The organism is Candidatus Poriferisodalis sp. (assembly GCF_965208485.1).
Lineage (GTDB): Bacteria > Actinomycetota > Acidimicrobiia > Acidimicrobiales > Poriferisodalaceae > Poriferisodalis.
Window position 1 is genome coordinate 4,293,734 of sequence record NZ_OZ242344.1, and the last position, 18,199, is coordinate 4,311,932.

The window sequence follows — 18,199 nt, forward strand, 5'->3', positions numbered from 1 at the left end:
CCTGCAGCCGATGAATGCGCCTGCCAAGTCCGAAGCACCCAACTTCGGCGACGGGATCCTGGCCGGAACCCGAGTGGTGGAGTTCGCCCAGAATGCGGCAATCCCGCACTGCGGCCGGCTGCTGGCGGGCATGGGCGCCGAGGTTGTCAAGGTCGAGCCGCCCGGCGGCGATGCCATGCGCTCGCTGGCGTCGCTTGCGCCGATGGAGGCGAAGGCCTACGCCCTCATCAATCCCGGCAAACGGGCGATGGTGCTCGATCTGCAGCATCCCGGTTCAGCGACGGTGGTCGACCGGCTCTTCGCTTGGGCGGACGTGGCCTTGGTGGCCTTCAAGCCGGGTGATCTCAAGCGATACGGCATCGACTTCGCGCACGCTGCGGCGGTCAACCCGCGGCTCGTGTATCTCGCGCACACCGCGTTCGGGCCGGAGGGCGCCGATGCCGGTCTCGGCGGGTATGACGTGCTGGTGCAGGCCCGCAGCGGCGCCGGGTTCATCATGAATCGGGCTGAGCATGGCGTGCCGTCGGCGACCCGACCCGCGGTGAACGACTTCGGCACCGGCATGATCTCGGCGCTGGGCGTAGTGGCAGCGCTGCGCCACCGCGACCTGACCGGCAAGGGTCAGCGGGTGGACAGCTCGTTGCTGGGGACGGCGATGTCGCTCGCCACGCCGATGATCGGTGACTTCGAGAGCGATGCCGAGGTGCTGGCCGAGCTGAAACAGGATCTGGCGGCGGCCCGGGCTGCCGGAGTGGACTTCGTCGACCAACGGCGCATCTACGAAGATCGGATCATTCCCGGCGCGGGCACGTTCCGGATCTACTTCCGCACCTACATGACGGCAGACGGGATGATCACCGTGGCAGGTCTGAGTCCGGCGCTGCGGGACAAGTTCCACGAGGTGACTGGTCTGCCGAAGGTCGACCTCCACCGACCCGACACGGATGAGTTCGCAGATCTCGTGAGCGCTGCCGAGGCGCTGTTCCGGACTCGCACGACCGCCGAGTGGCTGGCGGCGCTGCGCGACATCGAGTTCCCGTGCGGGCCGTACCACATGCCCTATGAGGCGCTGGAGGACGAGCAGATCCGCGCCAATGACTACGTGGTGGACATCGAGCACCCGGCGTTCGGGCGCTACACCACGTCGGGCATGCCGCTGCGCTTCAGTGAGGCCGACAATCCGACGCTCGGCGCGTCGCCGCAGTACGGCGAGCACACGCGGGAGGTTCTGGCCGAGATCGGCCTCGATCAATCGGAGATCGATCGCTTGGTGACCGAATCTGTGGTTGCCGATGAACCACCGCCGAGCGGCTGACTCCGTCACGGGATGCGCGGAGAGAAGCACCTTCCCGTCGTGTGGCTTGTCGTTTCCCGCACTTGTTCGCTTCGCCCACGGGCCGCTCGGGCCACGGCTTCGCCCTGCGGATTCGGCGGTGGCCGGTCAGACGGCCGGTCCGGGGCCGTCGATCTTCCAGAAGGTGCGCTTGGCAGCGACTCGGCCGTCGCGCAGCGGGTACAGGTCCACGGCGTGCGAGCGGAATCTCTCGCCCCGTGAATCGGTGCCCGACACAACGAACGTCTGCACGATCAGATCGTCGCCGGCCATGCGCTCGTCGACGTCTTCGTAGGCGACGCCGGTCCACTCGTGCTTGCGGCGGCGGAATTCCGCGGCCATTTCCTTGGGACCTCGCAGGACTCGCCCGGCAGGTTCATCCGGCGACGCTCCGGCGTGCAGCTCCCACACGAAGTCGCCAGTCACTGTGGCCGCGAGTGCCTCAGCGTCACAGCGGAACATCGCCCGCTTGAAGTCTGCGAAGAATGCCGGCAGCTCGTCCATGGGCTGATCCTGCCACGATGCGCCGCTGCCGACACCGATGCGAGCCGCAGCTCGCTTGAGGCGGCACGGTTAGTCTCCGGCCATGGTTGGCAAGATCATTCGTTCAGAGGCGCTCATCGAGGCACACCCGGTTCCGGAGCTGATCCGCACCGGTGCGTTCGCCCCGGCGGTCAGAGCCGGGCCGTCGATCTACGTCTCGGGCTGTATTGCCAATGACCTCAGCAAGCCCATGGGCGGCCAGACCGAGGAGATCTTCGACTACATCGGTCTGGCGCTCGCCGAAGAAGGCTTCGAGATGTCTGATGTCGTCAAGCTGCAGGCATTCATCACCGATGTCGAGCAGTACGGCGAATACAGCGCAGCTCGCAAGAAGTACTTCCCGGATGAGCCGCCGGCGAGCACCACCGTGATTGCCGGGATCATCATTCCCGGCGCCCTCATCGAGATCGAAGCGGTCGCCTACAAGGAATAGGCACCGCTCAGCGCAGGTCGAGCGACATGCGCTGTTCCATCGGCACGCCGTGGCTGTGGGGGATGGGTGTCACCGTCTGAGCCAAGACCTCGAACCCGAACGCCTCGTAGAACTTGACGGCGGGATTGTCCGACAGCACGTCAAGGTGGACGACCCGATAGCCCTCGTCGGTGGCCCGCTCGATGGCGTCCTTCATCAGCGCGGCGCCGATGCCTTGGCCATGCCGATCAGGTCGGACGGACAGGGCGTGGATGTAGTACGCGCTCGCCGGGATGACGACGTTGAGGTAGCTGGCCAGATAGCTGCGCCGGCCGATCTCAGCCAGCTCGTCGGAGGTCACGACGCCGTCCTCGATGATCGGCGGCCACAGCGACCGCAGCGGCTTCTTGCGGTGCTCGAACTCTGGGCCGGCGAACCCGATCTCGATGCCCAGAAGATCGTCGCCGTCGAGGACAAGCGTGGTCTCGTCGTAGCCGAACAGCGTCCCGGGAGCGAGCCACGAGTCGCCCACCAGCCGGTCGAACACGGGGCGTGAGCCGAATTGGCAGTCGTAGGAAGCCGGCCCGGTGTTGTGCGCCAGCTCGACCACTTCGTCGGTGAACTGCGCCGCCCGCTCTCGATCCACCGTGACGATCTCCATCAGTGCCCCCATTGCTCGTGCGCGGCCGACGCAAGCGACGCTAGCTCTGCATTGGCATTCGCTCCTCGTTGGCGATTGGGCCCGATGTGGCCAGCCAATTGACAATCGCAAAAGGCTTTTGTGGTTGGTAACCCACCGTACGTCCGGTTGGAGCAGATCCCGGACGAGGTCAGCGACGCCTACAGGTCAACGTGCTCGACGATGCGAGGACGGGCGGACCTGTTCGTCGGATTCTTCGAGAAGGGCCTCGCGCTCTTGCGTCCGGGTGGCCGCCTCGGCTTCATTTGCGCTGACCGTTGGATGCGCAACCAGTACGGCGCTCGCCTACGGCAGCTCGTCGGCGAGCACTATGCAGTGGAAACGCTCATCGAGATGCATGACGCCGATGCGTTCGAGGCAGCTGTGTCTGCGTACCCAGCTATCACTGTGATTCGAAATGCACCCCAAGGACCTGTTCGGCTCGTTGAGGCTGGCAAGTCCTTCGACGAGTCGGCGAGCCGCAGCCTTGCAACTTGGCTTCTATCCGAGGCACAAGAGGCGCCTGCGGACGAATCCTTCGAATCTGCCGAGCTGCGAGTTTGGCCCAAGGGCAGCGCTCACTGGCCGAGTGGCGCGCCGAGCAAGCTTGAGGTACTGGCTGATCTCGAGTCGCGGTTTCGCCCCCTTGAAGACCCGCACTCAGGAACGCGAGTGGGCATCGGTGTTGCCACTGGGTGCGACGACGTTTACATGTCCGACAATCCGAACGGCATCGAAGACGATCGGCTGCTGCCGATCCTGACAGCTAGGGACACTGCGGATGGCGAAGCGAAGTGGTCCGGCAAGTACCTCATCAACCCGTGGCGAGACGGGCGGCTGGTAGACCTCGCGGAGTTCCCAGGTCTGGCCGCGCACCTGCGTACTCACGAATCGCGTGTAAGGAGTAGGCACGTTGCTCGACGGAGGCCGAGCGCTTGGTATCGGACGATTGACCGCGTGACACCTGGGCTGCTCGAGAGACCCAAGCTGCTGCTCCCCGACATCAAGTCGACCGCACATCCGGTACTCGACGTCGGGCGCTACTACCCCCACCACAACCTCTATTACGTCGTCTCCGACATTTGGGACCTCGAAGTCCTCGGGGGTCTTCTGCTCTCAGACGTTGCGAACCTGTTCGTCGGGGCCTACTGCGTCAAGATGCGAGGCGGCACCTACCGCTTCCAGGCTCAGTACCTCCGCAAGATTCGGGTACCTCAGCCGACGGAGCTCGCAGCGACTGACGAAGAGGACTTGCGCGCAGCCTTCCGTGTCCGAGATGTCGAGGCAGCCACCTGTGCGGCTGCGAGGGTGTATGGACTCGATCAAGGCGCCCTCGCCGCCCATTCGGCGACTCGGCCCGCGGCACGGATGTAGGCCACCGAGGCAATGAGCGAGACATCCGGAGCTGGTGGCGGTGACATCACGACTTGGCTCCGAAGCATCGAGCCGATGATCTATTTCTTCATTGGAGTCCGAATCGTCAACCAGTCTGACTTCGACCGCGCCATGAGGTGGGCCTCGACGGCCGAACAGGTGGTGGACGCTGTAGGGGTGTTCTGCTTTGAACCCGTCGCCGAAGATCGGTTCACGACGTACCGCAAGCGCACGGATGTGCCGCCCAGTCTTCAGATCGAGCGCGTCCTGTACAAGGCGTGTACCGACCTGCAGGCGCTGGCCGACAGGTAGTTTCTGGGTCGATGGCCCGATGAGCGGGCCCGAATGCCGAGACGTGCCGCCGTGAGCTTGACCGCCACCCGCCAGCTACAGAGGATTCCTGCTTCAGCGGGGCTTGAGCCGATTCTTGAGGCGCTGGGCGACGACGGCGGTGTGATCGTCGAGAGCATGTTCGGCGCCGAGACCATCGCCCAGATGCGGGAGGCGGCCGACGACTATGCCAGCGGTGTCGAGCCAGGCGGTGCGACGCAGGGTCTCGGTGACGACGGCAAACTCTTTGTCGGGTCGAACACGATCCGCTTCTCGAGCCTGGCCAGGCTGACGCCGGCGTTCTTCGACGTCCTCGACAACGAGCTCTACGCCCAGATCGCCGATGCCGTGCTGCTGCCGATCTGCGGCTCGTATTGGCTGAACACCGCCCAGGTGATGTACATCGGGCCAGGGGAGCCCGCCCAGTTTCTGCACCGCGACGCCAACAACTGGTGGGCATTCGTGAAGGCGACATGGCCCGATTCGCCCGAGGTCACGATCAGCGCCATGATCGGCTTGGAAGAGGTGACCGAAGAGCTGGGCGCGACCCGGGTGGTGCCGGGCAGCCATCGGCTGTCTGAGCTCAACCGCTACGAAGAGCGTGAGTCGGTGCCGGCCGAGCTGGGACCGGGCGATGCGCTGATCTACTCGGGCTACGTGTTGCACGGCGGCGGTGCCAACCAGACTGCAGACCGGTGGCGTCGGGCCTTCCACGTGAGCTTCGTTGCGGGCTGGCTGACACCCGAAGAGGCCAGCCCGATGGACTTCAGCCTGGGCGAGCTGTCCGGCCAGAGTGAACGCGTGCAACGGTTGCTGGGGCACGCCTCCTACGACCCCCGGCCGTACAACGGCGGCGGGCTGTGGCTGCGCCATGTCCGCGAGATGCAGGACGTCATCGGCTCGAACGGGGGCGGGGCCTGATCCCCTTTGGCGCAGTTGACAGCCCGGATCAATCGCTGCACGCGGCGCTAGCTTCCTCATGGCTGCGCGGGATGCGGCAGCCACCACCTGACGAGACTTGAACTCGCACAGCAGACAGGAGCCCCAGTGGATTTCTTGAAAGTGAACGAGCCCATCATCAAGGAGTTCCGTGAGAACGGCGGCCAGTGCAGCGGCTGGCTCAAGGGCGCGCCGATGATCTTGGTGACCATGACGGGCGCCAAGACCGGCAGGGAGTTGTGCTCGCCGCTCGTCTACTCCATCGACGGCGACGACATCGTGATCATCGCTTCCAAGGGCGGTGCACCGACGAACCCGAACTGGTACCACAACCTGGTTGCCAACCCGACCGTGACCGTCGAGGTAGGCACCGACACGTGGGAGGCCACAGCAGTGCTCACCGAGGGCGATGAGCGCAAGCGGCTGTTCGATGCCCAGGCTGCGCTGATGCCACAGTTCGCCGACTACGAGAAGAGCGCCACCGGGCACGGACGCGAGATCCCGGTCTTCCGCCTCGTGCGCAACTGACCCTCGCCTGGGGTATTCGCGATGATCGACCCCACCCGCTCGGTGACCGAGGCTGAAGTCTCGACCTATGAGCGGGACGGCGTCGTCGTGCTGCGCGACATCTGCCCGCAGGAGTGGGTCGATGAATTTCGGATCGTCCTCGACGCGGTGTTCAACCGGGAGACGGACGTCGGGCGCGAGGGACTCGTCAGTGGCACGAGCCGGGCCGGCAGCAGGGTGGACATCGCCGCACGCGTGCGGCAGATGATGGAGAGCCACGACGCTGCGACGCTGGCAATCGAGCCCGATCGGACGCCGGAGGGCCGCAGCATTGTAGAAACCGATGCATGCAGCTGGCACGCCGGACTGCGTGAGATGCACATCAACGGTCCGTTGCCGCCAATAGTTGCCGCGCTGACTCACAGCGGGCGCGTGAATCTCTACAGCGACCAGCTGTTCATGAAGGAACCGGGTTCGAGCGTGCGAACCCCGTGGCATCAGGACAAGCCGTATTGGCTGCTGCAGGGCTCCAAGGTGGCGGTCTGCTGGGTTCCTGTCGATGAAGTCACGATGGAATCCGGCGTCATGGGCTATGTCGCTGGGAGCCATCGTTGGGGCAAGGTGTTCAAACCGAACGACTTCGTAACGCTGAAGGGCACCATGAACGTCCCGGGTCTGGACTTCGGCGGCCTCGAGACGCTGCCGGCAGTCGACGACCACCCCGGCGACTACGACATTCGTCGCTACGAGGCCGGCCCCGGGGATGTGATCGTCCACCACTGGATGACCTTGCACGGCTCGCTGGGCAACACCAGCGCCGATCGACTGCGGCGGGCGGCGTCGGTGCGATTCGCCGGTGAAGGTGTCACCTTCTACAAGCGGCCGTCGTCCCCAGAGCCGTTCCGCAACACCGTCGGCCTCGATGACGGCGACGATCTCGACGGCGCCGAACGCTTCCCATGCGTCTGGCCCCGCCACGCCAGGGCGCGTTGAGCACTCACGCTGCTAACGCGAGGGGTGGCGCGCCGAGGCAGGCTGCACCGGTAGCGATGCCGCCGTTGCGGGCCTATGACTGACCGGCACCAAGCGTTCGACGAGCTTGCTGGCGTCTACAGCCGGTTTCGGCCTGGATATCCCCAATCGCTATGGGCTGCATTGCGAAGGGCGCTCGATGGCCGTGCTCTACCCCAGCTCGCTGTCGATGTTGGCGCGGGCACGGGCATTGCTACGCGACGACTCGCGCAGGCCTTGCCCGAATGGACCGTCCTTGGAGTCGAGCCAGGCGACGCGATGCGGGCTCAAGCCGTGAACGACAGTCGAGACCCAGCCGTCGCCTTCAGAGTCGGTACCGCTGAGGACTTGCCCCTCGAGAGAGCATCAGCTGGTCTGGTGATCGCTGCGCAGGCATTGCACTGGTTTGATCGCACGCGCTTCTACGCCGAGGCTCAGCGAGTGCTGTCGCCGGGCGGACTCATCGGGATCATCCAGAACGACCGTGCCTTGGAACAACTCCCGCTCTTTGAGGACTACGAGTCCTTCCTTGAAGAGCACAGTCCGGGCTACACCCGCGACTACCGCAGCTTCGACATCGTCAGCGAGCTATCCGAAGCCGGCTTCGACGGTGTGTCCAGAACCGCAACAGAATGGACGCGGCCGCTGACTCACGAGCAATTCATCGGTCTGGCGCGTTCCTCGTCCAAAATGCACGCCGCCGTCAAGCATCTGGGCGAGGAAGAGACGACGCGACGCCTACGTGCACTGCTTGAGCGTCACCATCCCTCTGGCCAGCTGGAGATCCCCTACATATCCAATCTGTTCACCGCCCAGCGCTCGTAGCCGGCTCGGGGATGACTGGATGTCGGAGATGGGGCACGATTTAGCGGTGTGGCGGGGGTTGATTCGGGATGTGCCGGGATTTCCGCGGCGTGGGATTGTGTTCAAGGACATCACGCCGTTGCTGGGGGATCCGACGGGCTTGACAGCGTGTGTCGACGAGCTGGTGGAGCCGTTTGGGAACCATGGCGTTGAGCTTGTTGCTGCGCCAGAGGCCCGGGGTCTCGTGATCGGCGGGATGGCTGCGGATCGGCTCGGTGCCGGGTTTGTGCCGCTGCGCAAGCCGGGCAAGCTGCCGCGTCCGGTGTTGGGTGCCGACTACGAGCTGGAGTACGGCGCCGAGCGCCTCGAGATGCACACCGATGCCGTCGCTGACGGGGCGCGCGTGCTCATCGTCGACGATGTGCTGGCCACCGGCGGCACAGCGGCTGCATCGGCGCATCTCGTCACGCGGGGCGGAGGCGAGCTCGTCGGCTTCTCGTTCATTGTCGAGCTCGCATTCCTCGACGGACGCGGCCAGCTTGGCGACGCACGCATCGAGTCGGCGATCGTCGTCAAGTAGCGCCGGCGGCGCCGTGGAGTGGCGGATCGCGTCGTGGCACTGAGTCGTTCGGCCGCTTACGGTGAGCCTGTTCGAACGACGAAACGAGAGCATCGATGACGACGCCAGAACCGAGACCCATGAGCGCTGAGACGCAGGAGTTGGTGCGCAGGCCGAACTTTGCGCACCTGGCAACGGTCCGAGCGGACGGATCGCCGAAGCTCGACCCGATCTGGATCGATCTCGTCGACGCGTCGACCGTGATCATGGCGACCGGTCGCACGTCGCTGAAGACCCAGAACATCCTGCGAGATCCCCGTGTCGCCATCTCGATCGTGGATATGGACAATCCCTATGAGGAAGCTCAACTCCGAGGCGTCTGCGAGGTCGAGCCCGACCCGGACATGGCCGTCATGGACGCCATCAGCCACAAGTACACGTCCAAGCCGTTCCCGATGCGGGACAACCTCGAGAATCGCGTCGTGCTGCGGGTGACGGTGACCCAGAGCCGTTACGCGAACCTGCCCTTCGAGCACACACCGGCCTAGGCGCCGGTGCCCGGCGCTGCAGCGCAGGACTTCCCTGTCCTCAACGTCGATCAGACCTCGTCGGGGATGCTCGCAAGGTTTTGGCAGTGATACTGGCATAAGAATGCTAGGGTGCCTGTCGGGTTCGTCGAGGCTCGGCCGAGATTGCTTGGCAGCCGGGGGGACGTCATGGACATCGTGCTGATCGGGACGGGATCGCCGTTGCCTGATGCGAACCGTGCGGGGCCTTCCACGCTGGTCAAGGCGGGCGACGCCCACATCCTCGTCGACGCCGGCCGCGGCACTGTGATGCGTATGGCCGGCGGCGGTTCGCTGCCGGTTTTCTTGAGCGCTGTGCTGATCACGCACCTGCACAGCGATCACGTGTGTGCGCTCAATGATGTGATCACGACGCATTGGGTGATGTGCCAGGGCAATGCGACGCTGCAGGTCTACGGCCCGCCGGGCACGGCGCGGTTCGTCGAGCGGCAGCTCGGTGCGCTGGAGGCGGACATCGGCTACCGGATCTCGCACCACGACGTGCTGGTCAACGAGCCGCAGGTCGCGGTGGCCGAGCTGGAAGCGGGCGATGCGTTCGACATCAATGACGTTCACGTCAGCACGGCGGCGACCGATCACGCGCCGGTGCGACCGACGCTGGGGTACCGCCTCGAGCACGACGGTGCGGTGGCCGCCATTGTGGGGGACACGGTCCCGTGCGTCGGCGTGGACCGGTTGGCCGCAGGCGCCGATGCCTACGTCCAGACGGTCATCCGGAGCGATCTCGTCAAGCTGACCCCCAACGAGATGTTCCAGGACATCCTCGACTACCACTCCGACGTTGAGCAGGCAGCCCAGACGGCGGCTCGTGCCGGCGCCAAACGGCTCGTGCTGACCCACATGGTGCCGGCGCCCACGCCCGAGCAGTATCCGGAGTGGATTGAGCTGGCCGCAGCCCACTTCAACGGCGAAGTGATCATCGGCGACGACCTCACGACGGTCACGCTGCAAGAGGCTGAGCCGCCAGGCGAAGCCGTGGCCTGAGCGGCCCGTGAGCCCGTATTGAATCGAAACTGGGAACAAGAGCGGGAAACAAATGGGCGGCACGACGAATACCGGAGCCTTGATGACACATCCGGTCCAGCCCGCCCCGTTCGAAGGCCGCATCGGCCGCACGCTGGCCGAGTCCGAGCCGCACTTCGCCTCGTCGCCGCACCCGGGCCCCGATGCGCCGAATGTCGTGATCGTGTTGCTCGACGACACCGGTTTTGCCCAGTTCGGCTGCTTCGGCTCTGACATCGACACGCCCCACGTCGACGCGCTGGCCGCAGGCGGTCTGCAGTTCACGAACTTTCATGTCACCCCGCTGTGCTCGCCGACCCGGGCGTCGCTGCTGACGGGACGGTCCCAGCACGCGGTCGGCATGCGCTCGGTGTCGAATCACCGGACCGGCTTCCCGCATCAGCTCGGCCACATCACCAATCACGCGGCGACCGTGGCCGAGGTGCTCGGCTCGCAGGGTTACGCCACGTTCTGCTGCGGGAAGTGGCATCTGGCGCCGACCGAGGACATCTCCGCCGCCGGGCCGTTCGATCAGTGGCCGCTGGGCCGCGGCTTCGACCGCTTCTACGGCTTCCTCGAAGGTGAGACCGACCAGTTCCACCCCGAGCTGGTTGTCGACAACCACCACGTCGACCCGCCCGGCGGGCCCGATGGCGGCTACCACCTGAGCGAAGACTTGGTGGATCAGCTGTTGCGCATGATCAACGACAGCAAGGGCGTGCGCCCCGACCGGCCGTTTTTCGCCTACCTGCCCTTCGGCGCGACCCACGCACCGCATCAGGCTCCGCAGGCGTACCTCGACAAGTACCGGGGACGTTTCGACGAGGGCTGGGACGTGATGCGCCAGCGTTGGTACGAGCGTCAGCTCGCGCAGGGCGTCATACCGGAAGGCACCCTGCTCGCGCCCCGCAACCCGGGCGTGGAGCCGTGGGCGGAGCTGCCCGACAGTCATCGCCGCTTCGCCTGCCGCCTGCAGGAGGCTTTCGCTGCCTTCTTGGACCACACCGACGACCAGATCGGCCGTCTCGTCGACGGGCTGCGCCGGATGGGCCAGCTCGACAACACGGTCCTGATCGTGCTGGCCGACAACGGCGCCTCCCAGGAGGGCGGACCGTTCGGGGTCATGCACGAGATGAAGTACTTCAACGGCATCGTCGACGACCCCGACGACGTGATGGACCGTCTCGACGACATCGGCGGACCCAACTCGCATACCAACTACCCGTGGGGATGGGCCCAGTGCGGCAACAGCCCCTTCAAGTGGTACAAGCAGAACACCCACGAGGGCGGGGTGCACGTGCCACTGGTGATGCACTGGCCAGACGGCATCGCCGCCGACCAGCAGGGCACCCGCCGCGACCAGTTCGTGAACGTGTCCGACGTGGCGCCGACGGTGTACGAACTCCTGGGCATCACGCCGCCCGACGTCTTCCGTGGCTGCGCGCAGCTGCCGGTCACCGGGAGCTCGTTCGCCCCTGTGCTCGCCGACGCAGCGGCCCCGGCCGCGAACACGCTTCAGTACTTCGAGCAGTCCGGCTCGCGCGCTCTCGTGGTCGAGCGGGACGGCGTTACCTGGAAGGCGGTGACTCGGCATATCAAGGGGGAGTCCTTCGACGACGACCGCTGGGAGCTGTACGAATTGTCAGCGGACCGGTCCGAGTGCAACGACCTCGCCGAAACCCAGCCCGGCAAGCTGGACGAGCTGATCGGCCTGTGGTGGGCCGAAGCCGAGCGCCACGGCGTGCTGCCGCTGGACGACCGCATGATCGAGCTGTTCGTCGCCCGGCGCGACGATCACTCGCCCCATCCGACGAGCAGGCGCTACCGCTACCGCCCGCCGATGTCGCCGATTCCCTCGGCAGCCTCGGCGTCGCCGTCGGGCCGGTCGTGGGAGCTCACCGCGCAGGTGAGCCGCGGCGCCGACGACGCCGGCGTGCTGTGGGCCACGGGCAATGCCAACTCGGGCATGTCGGTGTTCGTGCAGAACGGCCGCCTGGTGGTGGACTACAACTCGTTCGGCGAGCACACGGTCGTCGAGTCCGAGTTGGAGGTGCCCGCAGGCGACTGCGCCCTGACGGCGCGGCTGCAGCGCACGAGCCGCACCGAGGGCGTCATCGAGCTGGCGATCGACGGCGAGCCCTGCGGGAGCGCGGAGCTGCCCTGCATGATGCGCATGATCTCCTCGATCGGCTCCAGCGTCGGCCTCGACCACGGGCAGGCAGTGTCGCCGCGCTACGTGGCGCCCTTCGCGTTCAGCGGCGCCCTGCATGCCGTCGACATCGACCGCAGCGGCGCGTCGCGGGCCGAAGCCGACACCGCGGCCCGCGCCGAGATGGCCCGCCAGTAGGAGACACGGCGATGACGTCGACTGCCGACTCGATTCCCGTCGCGTACACCCCGGCGGGGGGCTGGACGCAGTGGCCGCCGCCGATCCTGGCGGGCTGCACCCAGCCCCTGTGTGACGGGGCGCCCGACATGCGGGGCTTCTGGCAGACCGTCGAGGTGTACGTGGACGGCGCTGCGCAGCCCGGCCATCCCGCCATCGGGCATGTGCAGCGCATCGAGCAGGCCGCCGACCGGGTGGTGGTGACCGGCGCCGGCATCATCCACGACATGCGCTGCGACGGCACGCTGCGCAACGGCGTTCACGACGTGGCGGAGTTCGACAAGTCGACCGGGATCCACGTTGTCGCTGCCTACGAGAGCGGCGTGCACGTGCTGCGCCCTCACGGTCTGGAGGGACCCTCGGGGCCGATCGAGGTACGCCGCTGGCGCGACGGCGTGCACCTCATGTGGGACTACCTGGGATTCACCGCGCGACTGCGCCGGCTTGCGCCAGCCGATGCCGACCCGGCCGCCGTTCTCACTGAACTCGACCAGTCTCGACTCGACCAAGAGGAGCAACCGCCATGAAGACCCTTCGAACGCCCGACGAGCGCTTCGCCGATCTTCCGGGGTACGACTTCGAGCCCCACTACACCGACATTCCCGACGGCGAGGGCGGTTCGCTGCGCGTCCACTACATCGACGAAGGACCGCCCGATGCCGGTCCGGTGCTGCTGCTGCACGGCGAGCCGTCATGGGCCTACCTGTACCGGCACATGATCCGACCGCTGGCCGACGCCGGGCACCGGGTGGTCGTGCCGGACCAGGTCGGCTTCGGGCGCAGCGACAAGCCCGCAGAGCAGACCGACTACAGCTACGCCCGCCACGTGACGTGGATGTCCAGCCTGGTCTTCGACGCGCTCGACCTGCGCAACATCACCTTCTTCGGCCAGGACTGGGGCGGGCTGATCGGCTTGAGGCTCGTCACGGCGCAACCCGACCGGTTCGCCCGGGCAGCGGTCGCCAATACGGGCCTGCCCACCGGGGATCGCCGACCCAGCGAGGCCTTCATGAACTGGCAGACGTTTGCTCGGGAATCGCCGGTGTTCCCGATCGGCGACATCGTGAACGGCGGCTGCCTCACCGATCTCGACCCTGAGGTGGCGGCCGCGTATGACGCGCCGTTCCCGGACGATTCCTACAAGGCAGGCGCACGCGCCTGGCCGTCACATGTCTGCACCTCACCGGACGATCCCGAGGCCCAGCCGAACAGGGAGGCATGGGGAGTGCTGCAGCAGTTCGACAAGCCCTTCCTGTGCTGTTTCAGCGACCAGGATCCGGTGACTGCCGGCGCCGACAAGCCGTTCCGGAACCTGGTGCCCGGTGCACAGGGCCAGGCGCATGTCACCATCGAGGGCGCAGCTCACTTCCTGCAGGAAGACAAGGGCCCCGAATTGGCCCAAGTGCTGATCGACTTCATGAACGAGAGCTGACGGCAGAGCGGTCCAGCAACCAACGAATCGAGGGAGTCCCACATGGAAGTCACGAACGAAGTCATGCCGACCAGCGCCGAGCGCATCAACGAGATGCTCGAGCCCGGTCCCGACGGGCCGATCTTCATGGTCAATCTGCTCAAGTTCACAGAGCGCGCCGCTTACGAGGACGGGCGCGAGACCGATCTCACCGGCAGGCAGGCGTACGAGATCTACGGGCGCGGCGTGAGTCAGCTGCTGCCGACCTATAGCGGCAAGATCGTTTTCGCTGGTGACGTGACGTTCCTGATGCTCGGGCAGGTGGAAGAGCTCTGGGACGAGATCGCCATAGCGCAGTACCCGAACCGCGGTGCCCTTGTGGCTATGTCGTCGTCGGAAGAGTGGCAGGCGCTCGCAGTTCACCGGACTGCAGGCCTCGCAGGTCAGCTCAACATCGAGACCGTCGCCCTCGGCCGCTAGTCAGACCTTCCACACGGCGGCATCGCCTGCCCGCCGCATGGCGGTGCCGCTACGGTCGCCGCATGATCGCGGGCTATTGCTGGCCGCAGAGCGGTACGCCGGGTGACACCGTCGACCTGATGATCAGCGCCTCCGGCGGATCCTGCCGGGCCGAGGTGCTGCGGACCGGTGCGAGCGAGCTGTTGATGAGTTCCTGGGACGTGCAGGTCGGCGAGCAGCCGGTCCCAGAAGATTGCGCCACAGAGGGCTGCGGCTGGAACCCGTCGCTCTCGCTGGACATCGACCCTGCTTGGCAGCCTGGCTTCTACCTCGTCCGGTTGACGGCCAGCGACGGCGAGGTTGCCGAAGCCTTCTTCGTGGTACGTGCCGCCGAGCCCACCGAGACGCTGCTGGTGCTGTCCACCTCGACGTGGGCGGCCTACAACGACTGGGCCGGACCCAGCTTCTACACCGGCGGACACGAGTCGTCCCAGCATCGACCGCTGCCACGCGGCTTCCTGGACAAGCCCGATCCGCATCGCTACCGGGTAGCCCGTTTCCGGCAGCTGCCCCGACCCGAGGTCAATGAGTACTTCGACAAGTACTCGTTCTGGTCGGGTGCGGCGGGCTGGGCCAACTGGGAGCGGCTCTTCGTGAGCTGGGCCGAGCGCAATGGCGTCGTGCTCGACTACGCCACCAGCCTCGACCTGCACTCCCGCCCCGATCTGCTGGACGGCCGACGCCTCTACCTCAGCGTCGGCCATGACGAGTACTGGTCCGAAGCGATGCGCGACCAGGTCGAGAACTGGATCGAGGCCGGCGGCGCGGCAGCCTTCTTCTCAGGCAACACGGCCTTCTGGCAGGTCCGATTCGGCGCCGACGATCGAGTGATCGGCTACAAGCTGGACTTCGAACTCGACCCGGTGATGGGTACTGATGCCCAGCACACCGTCTCGACCATGTGGAGCGACCCGCTGACAGGGCGTCCTGAGTCGGAGATGACCGGGGTCACCTTCACCCGCGGCGGTTACGCGCACTGCCGCCGTGCACCGAAGGGATCTGGCGGCTACAGCATCTGGCGACCGGATCACTGGGCGTTCGATGGCCTGCGGCTGATCGCAGGCGACGTGCTCGGCGGCGAACCGGTCGTAGTGGGCTACGAGTGCGACGGCTGCGAGCTGGCCCTGGTGGACGGTCTACCGGTGGCGGTCGGATCAGCGGGCACGCCCGCGAACTTCGAAGTGCTCGGCACCGCGCCGGCGCGCTTGTGGGAGACCGCCGACGCGCCGCCGGGAATGCCCGACACCTACGTCGGCGAACTCAACTGGGTGACCGAACGCCTCGGCGGCGGCGACACGCCGGAGAACCGGGCACGGTTCGAGCACGGCTCGGCGGTGATGGGCTGGTTCGAACGGGGCCGCGGCGAGGTCTTCACGACCGGCTGCACCGACTGGGCCTACGGCCTCGAGCACGACGACGTGGCCACGGTGACCCGCAACGTCATCGGCCGCCACGTCAATCTGCGACAGTAGGCGCCATGACTGAGACTGCTGAAGCAGAATCCGCCAACCCGTACCTCCAAGGGAATTTCGCACGAGTTACCAGCGAGGTGACGGCATTCGACCTCGAGGTCATCGGGCAGATTCCCGAATCGCTCGACGGCCGGTATCTGCGCAACGGCGGCAATCCGATCGTGCCCCCGGATCCCGCCAGCAGCCATTGGTTCATGGGCACCGGCATGGTGCACGGGGTGCGGCTGCGAGGCGGTCGGGCCGAGTGGTACCGCAACCGCTGGGTCCGCGGCGACGACGTCACCGAGCTGCTCGGCGAGCCCGCAGTCCCAGGCCCCACCCGGCAACTCGACTTCTCGCCGAACACCAGCGTCATCGGATTCGCGGGCACCACCTGGGCGCTCGTCGAGGGCGGTGTGCTGCCGACCGAGCTCGACTACGAGCTCTCGACCGTGTGCCGCAACGACTTCTCCGGGACGCTGCCGAACGGATTCACCGCGCATCCCAAGTTCGACCCGGTCAACGGTCAGATGCACGCAATCTGTTACGCGTGGCAGGACCTGTTCGACCACGTCGAGTACGTCGTGGTGGATACCGACGGCCGGGTTGCCAAGACGGTGAAGGTTCCGCTTCCGGGCATGACGATGATCCACGACATGGCGCTGACGGAGAACTACGCAGTGATCTACGACCTGCCCGTCACCGTCGACCTGGAAATCGCACTCAGCGGGGAATCGTCGTTCCCGTTCCGCTGGGATCCCGACTACGGCGCCCGGGTCGGACTGCTGCCCCGCGAGGGCACGGCGGACGAGATCGTGTGGTGCGATGTCGGGCTCTGCTACGTGTTCCACTCGCTGAATGCCTACGAGGACAGCGACGGGCGTGTGGTGCTCGACCTGTGTCGCTACGACAAGATGTTCGAGCGCGACAAGCTGGGGCCGGCAGGCGACGCCCAGCCGATGCTGGACCGCTGGACCATCGATCCCGCCACCCGCCGGGTCAACGAGGAGCGGGTGGACGACCGCTTTCACGAGTTCCCGCAGGTCAGCGCCGACCGTGTCGGCCGCGACTACCGCTACGGCTACACGGTGAGCGTCGGCGATGGCCTGATTCCGGGCGCCAGCTGCAAGATCGACTATCGCACAGGAGAAATCGCCTACCACGACCATGGTCCGGGCAGGGGAACCGGAGAAGGGATCTTCCTCGCTGATCCCGACGGTTCCGCCGAGGACGACGGCTGGTTGATGTCGTTCGTGTACGACGAGGCTCAGCACGGCAGCGAGCTGGTCATTCTCGATGCCCGCGATCTCAGCCGCCCGCCCGTGGCCCGGGTGCCGCTGCCTCAACGCGTGCCCTACGGCTTCCACGGCAATTGGGTGCCCGACACCGCAGTCGCGCCGCTTGCGCCAAGTTGAACAGCAAGTTTCCGCAGGACCGCCTAAGCGGCCCTCGTCAGACTGATTCGTAGGCCTGCGGGCGGGCAATCTGAGCTTGAGGGCGGTGGTGGATGCCACTCCGCTCGCGACATACAGAGGTGTATGTTAGCGTTCTCCATGATTATATGCATTGGACCGATGTGGAGTATTGGACATGAGATACCCGCAAAGCAAGGAGTCATTCATGAGACTGAGGGTTGTCGCCCTGTTGTCTGCTGTCGCGATGATGATCGGCGCGTTGCCGATTTCTGCAGCTGCGACAAGCGAGTCTCCAAGCGAAAAGAGTAGTGATGAGCCAGTGTTCGGCTGGTCGAACGACCCGGTGCCGGCAGACGACGAGGCTGACAGTGAGTCAGCGGACCACCCCAATCAAGGCTCGGCGTTCTCGAGAAAGTAGCTCACGAGTCGCTTCTGGCCGGGACGGTCATGTGTCTTTGGACGCTAGCGTTGAACACTCACGATAGGCATACAGCAACGGCCGTGGCACTCGGAGTGTGCTGTGAGGTCAACGATGGATGCGAGGGCCTTCATGAAGTGCAGCCTCGCTATGAGTTGCCCCGAGAGGTTGATGAAACGCCGTTGAGCTTGCGACCTAGGCGGTTGCGACGCTTGCTGCCGATTCGTCGGTGGTCGGTCGGCCGGCGACGGTCGCCTCGGTCGATGAGCCGAAGCCGGGCTATCAAGTTCATTGAATTTGTCGAATTGAGCGATGGATCGCGCTTGATATTGCGCAGCGACCGGGGTTTGAGTTGGAGCGCGAGTCATGCTCGGAGTCCTTGGTACGGCATTACGCGTGAGGGTATTTCTGATGAGGTTCGCGAGCACTTCCTACAGTTGGAGCGTGATCGTCCCTTGACTCCTGCGGAAGTCGTGGGCCAAATCAGAGACCTCCATGGAATCGAGGCCGATGCTGGCT

Annotated in this window: 19 protein-coding genes; 17 read left to right on the forward strand and 2 right to left on the reverse strand. The window is 65.8% G+C overall.

The window, feature by feature from the left end; translation table 11 throughout:
- Positions 1-10: 10 nt before the first annotated feature.
- Positions 11-1,315: a CaiB/BaiF CoA transferase family protein gene (locus ACOGXQ_RS19605; protein WP_419945283.1), complete on the forward strand. Its 1,305-nt coding sequence runs from the start codon at positions 11-13 to the stop codon at positions 1,313-1,315.
- Between the two features lie 126 nt (positions 1,316-1,441).
- On the opposite strand, the gene ACOGXQ_RS19610 is transcribed toward ACOGXQ_RS19605, so the two are convergent.
- The gene (locus ACOGXQ_RS19610; RefSeq protein WP_419945284.1) at positions 1,442-1,837 is read right to left on the reverse strand and encodes a nuclear transport factor 2 family protein; all 396 of its coding nucleotides are present in this window, start codon (positions 1,835-1,837) and stop codon (positions 1,442-1,444) included.
- A gap of 82 nt (positions 1,838-1,919) precedes the next feature.
- Here ACOGXQ_RS19610 and ACOGXQ_RS19615 point away from each other — a divergent pair, with 82 nt between their 5' ends.
- Positions 1,920-2,309, forward strand: coding sequence for a RidA family protein (locus ACOGXQ_RS19615; protein ID WP_419945285.1), 390 nt, complete (start codon positions 1,920-1,922; stop codon positions 2,307-2,309).
- Positions 2,310-2,316: 7 nt separating this feature from the next.
- On the opposite strand, the gene ACOGXQ_RS19620 is transcribed toward ACOGXQ_RS19615, so the two are convergent.
- Complete coding sequence (locus tag ACOGXQ_RS19620) at positions 2,317-2,949, reverse strand: GNAT family N-acetyltransferase (protein ID WP_419945286.1); 633 nt, start codon at positions 2,947-2,949, stop codon at positions 2,317-2,319.
- Between the two features lie 147 nt (positions 2,950-3,096).
- Here ACOGXQ_RS19620 and ACOGXQ_RS19625 point away from each other — a divergent pair, with 147 nt between their 5' ends.
- The 15 genes from ACOGXQ_RS19625 to ACOGXQ_RS19695 all read left to right on the forward strand — a co-directional run bounded on the left by ACOGXQ_RS19625 (position 3,097) and on the right by ACOGXQ_RS19695 (position 17,262).
- Positions 3,097-4,341 (forward strand): Eco57I restriction-modification methylase domain-containing protein, encoded by a 1,245-nt coding sequence (locus tag ACOGXQ_RS19625; RefSeq protein WP_419945287.1) that lies wholly within the window; start codon positions 3,097-3,099, stop codon positions 4,339-4,341.
- Between the two features lie 12 nt (positions 4,342-4,353).
- On the forward strand, positions 4,354-4,653 hold the full coding sequence (locus ACOGXQ_RS19630; RefSeq protein WP_419945288.1) for a hypothetical protein: 300 nt from the start codon (positions 4,354-4,356) through the stop codon (positions 4,651-4,653).
- Positions 4,654-4,704: 51 nt separating this feature from the next.
- Positions 4,705-5,592, forward strand: coding sequence for a phytanoyl-CoA dioxygenase family protein (locus ACOGXQ_RS19635; RefSeq protein WP_419945289.1), 888 nt, complete (start codon positions 4,705-4,707; stop codon positions 5,590-5,592).
- A 126-nt stretch (positions 5,593-5,718) separates the two neighbouring features.
- On the forward strand, positions 5,719-6,138 hold the full coding sequence (locus ACOGXQ_RS19640; RefSeq protein ID WP_419945290.1) for a nitroreductase family deazaflavin-dependent oxidoreductase: 420 nt from the start codon (positions 5,719-5,721) through the stop codon (positions 6,136-6,138).
- A 21-nt stretch (positions 6,139-6,159) separates the two neighbouring features.
- Positions 6,160-7,110: a phytanoyl-CoA dioxygenase family protein gene (locus ACOGXQ_RS19645; protein WP_419945291.1), complete on the forward strand. Its 951-nt coding sequence runs from the start codon at positions 6,160-6,162 to the stop codon at positions 7,108-7,110.
- A 75-nt stretch (positions 7,111-7,185) separates the two neighbouring features.
- Entirely contained in the window at positions 7,186-7,953 is a 768-nt protein-coding gene (locus ACOGXQ_RS19650; protein WP_419945292.1) for a class I SAM-dependent methyltransferase, read from the forward strand.
- Between the two features lie 19 nt (positions 7,954-7,972).
- Positions 7,973-8,512, forward strand: a complete 540-nt coding sequence (locus ACOGXQ_RS19655) for an adenine phosphoribosyltransferase (protein ID WP_419945293.1) — start codon at positions 7,973-7,975, stop codon at positions 8,510-8,512.
- Between the two features lie 119 nt (positions 8,513-8,631).
- The gene (locus tag ACOGXQ_RS19660; protein ID WP_419945294.1) at positions 8,632-9,039 is read left to right on the forward strand and encodes a PPOX class F420-dependent oxidoreductase; all 408 of its coding nucleotides are present in this window, start codon (positions 8,632-8,634) and stop codon (positions 9,037-9,039) included.
- 168 nt (positions 9,040-9,207) lie between these two features.
- Positions 9,208-10,062: an MBL fold metallo-hydrolase gene (locus ACOGXQ_RS19665; protein WP_419945295.1), complete on the forward strand. Its 855-nt coding sequence runs from the start codon at positions 9,208-9,210 to the stop codon at positions 10,060-10,062.
- Positions 10,063-10,144: 82 nt separating this feature from the next.
- Positions 10,145-12,427 carry an arylsulfatase gene (locus ACOGXQ_RS19670; RefSeq protein ID WP_419945296.1) on the forward strand — a complete coding sequence of 761 codons (2,283 nt, stop codon included), beginning with the start codon at positions 10,145-10,147 and terminating at the stop codon, positions 12,425-12,427.
- 11 nt (positions 12,428-12,438) lie between these two features.
- Positions 12,439-12,993: a hypothetical protein gene (locus ACOGXQ_RS19675; RefSeq protein WP_419945297.1), complete on the forward strand. Its 555-nt coding sequence runs from the start codon at positions 12,439-12,441 to the stop codon at positions 12,991-12,993.
- On the forward strand, positions 12,990-13,898 hold the full coding sequence (locus ACOGXQ_RS19680) for a haloalkane dehalogenase (RefSeq protein ID WP_419945298.1): 909 nt from the start codon (positions 12,990-12,992) through the stop codon (positions 13,896-13,898). The genes ACOGXQ_RS19675 and ACOGXQ_RS19680 overlap by 4 nt, the downstream gene beginning before the upstream one ends.
- Before the next feature lie 42 nt (positions 13,899-13,940).
- Positions 13,941-14,357: a DUF1330 domain-containing protein gene (locus ACOGXQ_RS19685; RefSeq protein WP_419945299.1), complete on the forward strand. Its 417-nt coding sequence runs from the start codon at positions 13,941-13,943 to the stop codon at positions 14,355-14,357.
- Positions 14,358-14,419: 62 nt separating this feature from the next.
- Complete coding sequence (locus ACOGXQ_RS19690; RefSeq protein WP_419945300.1) at positions 14,420-15,868, forward strand: N,N-dimethylformamidase beta subunit family domain-containing protein; 1,449 nt, start codon at positions 14,420-14,422, stop codon at positions 15,866-15,868.
- Positions 15,869-15,873: 5 nt separating this feature from the next.
- The gene (locus ACOGXQ_RS19695; RefSeq protein ID WP_419945301.1) at positions 15,874-17,262 is read left to right on the forward strand and encodes a carotenoid oxygenase family protein; all 1,389 of its coding nucleotides are present in this window, start codon (positions 15,874-15,876) and stop codon (positions 17,260-17,262) included.
- Positions 17,263-18,199: the final 937 nt, after the last annotated feature.